This window comes from Paenibacillus phytorum, from assembly GCF_013141715.1.
In the GTDB taxonomy this organism is placed as follows: Bacteria; Bacillota; Bacilli; order Paenibacillales; family NBRC-103111; genus Paenibacillus_E; species Paenibacillus_E phytorum.
Genome location: NZ_WHOA01000170.1, coordinates 1 through 5,562 on the forward strand (window position 1 = coordinate 1; position 5,562 = coordinate 5,562).

At 47.0% G+C, this 5,562-nt stretch carries 6 protein-coding genes and 1 pseudogene; 6 read left to right on the forward strand and 1 reads right to left on the reverse strand.

What is annotated here, in order from left to right:
- From GC098_RS25395 to GC098_RS25425, 6 genes and pseudogenes are all read left to right on the forward strand, one after another.
- A pseudogene (locus tag GC098_RS25395) lies at positions 1–225 on the forward strand (thioredoxin-disulfide reductase); the annotation flags it as partial.
- Between the two features lie 49 nt (positions 226–274).
- Positions 275–586, forward strand: a complete 312-nt coding sequence (trxA, locus tag GC098_RS25400; protein ID WP_171646007.1) for a thioredoxin — start codon at positions 275–277, stop codon at positions 584–586.
- 78 nt (positions 587–664) lie between these two features.
- Positions 665–1,414 (forward strand): SDR family oxidoreductase, encoded by a 750-nt coding sequence (locus tag GC098_RS25405; protein WP_171646008.1) that lies wholly within the window; start codon positions 665–667, stop codon positions 1,412–1,414.
- A gap of 841 nt (positions 1,415–2,255) precedes the next feature.
- Positions 2,256–2,909 carry a peroxiredoxin-like family protein gene (locus GC098_RS25410; protein WP_246358946.1) on the forward strand — a complete coding sequence of 218 codons (654 nt, stop codon included), beginning with the start codon at positions 2,256–2,258 and terminating at the stop codon, positions 2,907–2,909.
- Between the two features lie 196 nt (positions 2,910–3,105).
- The gene (locus tag GC098_RS25420; protein ID WP_171646010.1) at positions 3,106–3,768 is read left to right on the forward strand and encodes an NAD(P)H-dependent oxidoreductase; all 663 of its coding nucleotides are present in this window, start codon (positions 3,106–3,108) and stop codon (positions 3,766–3,768) included.
- Between the two features lie 471 nt (positions 3,769–4,239).
- Positions 4,240–4,878 (forward strand): FMN-dependent NADH-azoreductase, encoded by a 639-nt coding sequence (locus GC098_RS25425; protein WP_171646011.1) that lies wholly within the window; start codon positions 4,240–4,242, stop codon positions 4,876–4,878.
- Positions 4,879–5,271: 393 nt separating this feature from the next.
- On the opposite strand, the gene GC098_RS25430 is transcribed toward GC098_RS25425, so the two are convergent.
- Complete coding sequence (locus tag GC098_RS25430) at positions 5,272–5,508, reverse strand: GNAT family N-acetyltransferase (RefSeq protein ID WP_171646013.1); 237 nt, start codon at positions 5,506–5,508, stop codon at positions 5,272–5,274.
- Positions 5,509–5,562: the final 54 nt, after the last annotated feature.

A 5,562-nucleotide genomic window follows, 5' to 3' on the forward strand; every position in this document is an offset into this window, starting at 1 on the left:
GCGATCGGCCACACGCCGAATACGGGCTTCTTAGGCGGGCAACTGCCAACCGATGAGCTCGGTTATCTGCAAGTCATTCCGGGCACATCCCAAACCGCCATACATGGCGTTTTCGCCTGCGGCGACGTGCAGGACCGCATTTACCGCCAAGCCATTACGTCGGCAGGCAGCGGCTGTATGGCCGCGCTGGATGCAGAAAGGTTCTTGTCCGAGCAGCACGCTTAATATTTTCGCATAACGAATCAATCAATCATTCTTAAGGGAGGCATATGCCATGTCAGTTCAACCGATAACAGATGCTACTTTCCAAAATGAGACCGCAGCGGGCACTGTGCTCGTCGATTTCTGGGCGCCTTGGTGCGGATCTTGTAAAATGATCGCTCCGGTACTGGACGAACTGTCCGCCGAGATCGGCGATAAAGCCAAAATCGTAAAAATTAACGTAGACGATAATCCGGAATCCGCGGCCAAGTACAACGTCATGAGTATCCCCACCCTGTTAATATTCAAAGACGGGCAAGTCGTGAACCAAATAGTCGGAGTGCAACCGAAAGATCGATTGAAGGCGGCTATCGAGCAGGCCTGAGAGTCAGAAAAAAACACCCATACACCATGTTAAACCTAATCGCCCAGCGGATACGGGCTAAAATCCAGGAGGAAACTCATGAAAATTGTAGTGATCGGCGGCAGCGGACTTATCGGCAAAGGACTCGTACAGAACCTGAACAATCTCGGGCATGAAGCGGTGGCGGCTTCCCCGTCCCTGGGCGTCAACTCGGTAACGGGCGAAGGGCTGGCTGCGGCGCTGGCCGGCGCGCAAGTCGTCGTCGACGTCACCAACTCGCCTTCGTTCGAAGAGCAAGCGGTGCTGACGTTCTTCGATACGTCGACCAAGAATCTGCTGGCCGAGGCGGCGAACGCGGGCATGCAGCACTATATCGCCCTATCGATCGTCGGCACGGACCGTTCGCCCGGAAATGCTTATTTCAACGCCAAGGTCTCCCAAGAGAAGCTGATCCAAGCTTCCACGATTCCTTACACGATCGTCAGAGCGACGCAGTTCTTCGAATTTGCCGGCACCATCGCCTATACGGCGACGGAAGGTCAAACCGTCCGTTTGCCGTCCGCCGCCATGCAGCCGATTGCGGCCGCGGATGTGAGCGCGGCTTTGGCCGAATACGCGCTGGCGGAGCCCGTGAACGGCATTGTCGACCTGGCCGGACCCGAGAAGATCGGGATGGACGAGTTCGTCCGCCAATCCTTGAAGGCGGTTGGGGATAATCGCGAGGTCGTCACGGACAACGAGGCAGGCTACTTCGGCGGGCAAGTGAACGATAGCGCGCTCGTTCCTGCGGACGACAGCAAAGCGCGTATTGCGCCGACCCGTTTGGCGGATTGGCTCGCGCGCTCCTGATTGCAATATCTGGGAGACATATGGAATATCATGAGCAGGCTGCCAAATAGGCAGCCTGTTGTACTCTAACGGAGAACATTTGGGTAACCTTTAATGGAAAGCACGTACGAAGTTTGTTGAACTCCCTCGGTACAATTTAATTTTCTCGCGAATGCTCGCTTATTCGCAGGATTCCGCCCCTTTTATAGGGGGGGAAGTCAGGAAGTTCGACCCGTTTAAAGACGTTGGCGACATGAGGGCGTACTGAAATAGAGGGGGAGGTTGTCGCCCCAGACATTTCCAGATACTGCACGCATTCTCCACGCCTTCCTTGGAGTTTTCACTCCCATGTCTCAACGGGTCATTGTCCTCTCATTCGTTACGCCTGTCCAAGGAGTGAAGGCCGGTCTTGCTATCGTTACGGGTCGGTGCCCTTTGGTTCAATGTATCCGGTACTCCGTGCTTTCTTTTTGAAATCCTGCGAATAAGCCAATCTATGTGCAACGCAATGGTTGTTTAAGCAGCTTGCTGAAGAGGCAGTGTTTTATGAGGGATGTACGCCTGACCGGTGCGTGCCATACCAACTAAAATTCGGGCGAGTTTACCACATAGCTTCATAATCTTAATTGAGCGAATTTTCTCCTGCCATCCAGGACAAAATAAAATTGACTGATAACTCAATGGTACTTGGCGGTTTAGTTTACAGATAAACATGCCAACCATCGGCATCTGTCATCTACATTACATTGTTCTGCCGTTTTACACAATTTCAAAAATAAAATAGAGAACTGTAAACTACATTACAGAACTCCGATTTTTTTAGAATTATAATCAAGCTACATTCGATATTGGAGGTTTCAGAATGATGAGCAACCAAAATTTAACCAAACAACTGGAAGTGGCCACACAGCAGTTTAAGGCCAATGCACCGATTGAAGCGCAGATCAAGATCGGTCAAATGATTGAGGAACTTCAGAAATCGGGGATCGCTTCTGGGAAGCAACCAGGCGAAAAGGCGGTGGACTTTAAATTAACAAACGCACTAGGCCGGGATGTAGTTTTATTTGAAGAGCTCGCGAAAGGGCCGGTTGTGCTGGTCTTCTATCGCGGCGGATGGTGTCCTTTTTGCAATATGCAATTAAAGGCTTACCAGCAGATATTGCCGGAAATCCAAGCGATAGGAGCGCAGCTTATAGCGATTAGCCCGCAAAAGCCGGATCATTCGTTATCCCTTCAGGAAAAAGAAGGATTGGAATTTCAAGTCCTTAGCGATCCGAACGGCTTGGTAACGGCCAAGTACAATCTGCTCTTCGATGTTCCGCAGGGAGTAAGGGAACTCATGGAAGGTATCGGAGTCGATCTTGCGGAGTACAACAATACCTCGAAATGGGTTTTGCCGGTTCCGGCTACTTTCATGATTGATGAGAGCGCCATTATTCGCTCCGCTTATGTCAATCCGAATTTCATGCAGCGTCAAAGCCCGGAGGAAATTTTGCGAGAGCTAAAAAAACTGTAACGATTTTTGCATCATACATTTGTGAGCAGAATAATCGATTATGGTAAAAACAAGTCTGAAGAAGCGATGCTTAGTATTGGATATCCGTGGGCGGAGCGAGCAGCTGAAGCAGATTAATGAGGCAGACGCAGGCGGTTGTTGTACATGGGGCAGCTATGCATCTATATTAAATGTTAGTTAAGAAGGAGAATATAACATGACAATGACCAAGGAAGAAATTTTGAAAGCTTATCGTTTTCGGCATGCTAGCAAGGCATTTGATGCCAACAAAAAGATTTCGGATGAAGATTTTCACTTTATTTTGGAGACAGGAAGACTGTCTCCAAGTTCATTTGGCTTCGAGCCGTGGAAGTTTGTCGTGATCCAGAATGCAGCTCTTCGCGAAAAATTGAAACCTGTATCTGGCGGTGCCACGGGACAACTGCCCACTGCCAGCCATTTTGTAGTTATATTGGCCAGAAGAGAAGAAGGCTTACGGCCTGACTCGGTTCACGTGAACAAAATGTGGAAAGACATTCATCATATGCCTGAAGAAGTTGTGCAAGATTGGTACGATTTCTACAAATTCTTCGTCGAAACAGAACTCGAAGATAATGACCGTCTCATTTTTGAATGGTCAATCAGACAAACCTATATAGCATTGGGAAACATGATGACAGCCGCGGCTCAAATCGGTATTGATTCTTGTCCGATCGAAGGTTTTGATAAAAAGCAGTTGACCGCTATTTTACAAAATGAGGGTATCATTAACGGCGACGATTTCGGTGTAGCCTGTATGGTCGCTTTCGGATATCGTCAAAAGGATCCCAAACGTCCACAAACAAGACAACATCTCGATGAGATTGTTGAGTGGCGATAAACTTAAGATGATATTTCTCGGCATCAGGGGACATGTTTCGCTAACAGGTGCTCAAGTTTAAGAATGGGGTTGCTGCGGGTGCGGCAACTCCTTTTTTATGGTGCTAACGGGTAGGATTCTTTGGGGGATTGTGAAAAAACATTTTAGTACAAGAATGTAACGGCCGCTCACAAGAAATGCCTGAGCCGTCGTCAGTGACTGTCATTATAATATCTTCGCCAATTCTGACGGCTGAGATCTCAATGCGCCCCCTGGTAGCTTTTCGTATTTATCCCGTGCGTGAGGGCGTCGTTCTTATGTTGTCAAGAATAACAATGGAGTCATCCCAATTCTATCCATGGCGACAAAAAGACCTGACACAATAAAGAAGCTGCTTTAAGATTGGCTGCAAAATATAACAACGCTAAAAGAAAGAAAATGCCATTTATTTGGGATTTCATCAATTTAAGAAAAGGGAGCGTTTGATTTAACATGGCACAAGTTCTATACATTACTGCTAATCCAAAATCAATTGAAAACTCAGTTGGTCATCGAGTAGGACAAGCTTTTCTTAAAGCTTATTGCGAAACTCATGCAAATGATGAGATTCAGGAAATAAATTTATATGAAGAGGAATTTCCAATCGTAGATCGCGATATCCTTAACAGTTGGGAGAAAATGCGTCGAGGGGGAATGCCATTTTCAGAGTTGAGTCAAGTCGAGCAGCAAAAAATCAATGCTTTAAATCAATTTATAGATCGAGTAACGAGCGCTGATAAATACGTATTTGTATCTCCTATGTGGAACTGGAGTATTCCACCACGATTAAAAGAATTTATCGATTCCATTGTGGTGGCCGGAAAAACATTTCATTACACCGAAAATGGTCCTGTCGGACATTTAATGGATAAAAAAGCCATTCATATTCAAGTTAGCGGCGGTATTTATTCGCAAGGACCTTTAACGAAATTGGATCATAGTCACCCGTATTTAAAACAAGTGCTTAACATCATAGGTATTCATAATCTAGAAGTATTATATGTGGAAGGACATGATTTTGACCGAGAGCGAGCAGATGAAATTATTCGCAAGGGTATATCGGATGCAGAAAAGCATGCGATGACTTTTTAATCACGATGTCGATTTCGCCCCCCAGCTCGTGGCGCTGTTTCCGAGTGCGGAGCACTGCTCGTCGTCGTCGGCCAGAAGGGATTTTTCGAACGGGAAATGGTAAATGGCCCTACTTTGCACGACGGAGCCGGTCTCGCTTCCATTAGATGATCCAGTCCGGATGATCCTCATGGTGCTTGCTTGTTCATTGGATAATTGACGACAACCATGGACTGAACTAATAGGTAACGATAGTATCATGAAGAGCAGGCTGCCGGCATTTCCGGGAGCCTGTTCAACTATCGGACAGTATTATTTAGGAACAATCTTATCTGAGATTACAAAGTAGTGGTTTTACTCAAGCGGATAATCATAGCGAATGAAATCCTTGTAATTGCCAACCTTATCATAGAGCTAACGAGCTGTGGTATTGTCTTGACGAGTATGCCAGTAGAATCGGGAAGCGTTATTTTCTCGCGCCGATTGCGCTACCCGTTCAATGAGTGCCCGAGCCACCCCATGCCCCCGGGAAGCCTCGTCGACGAATAGATCTTGCAGATAGCAGGCATCTTCCATCCAGATAGTGCGATGGAACTGGTATTGGGCTATACCGACCAAATTTCCTTGTAAGTGCGCGCCAAAACCATATATACCGAAAAATCACATCCGTAATGTGAAATATTTCGCAGAAGGATTCGTCTCATT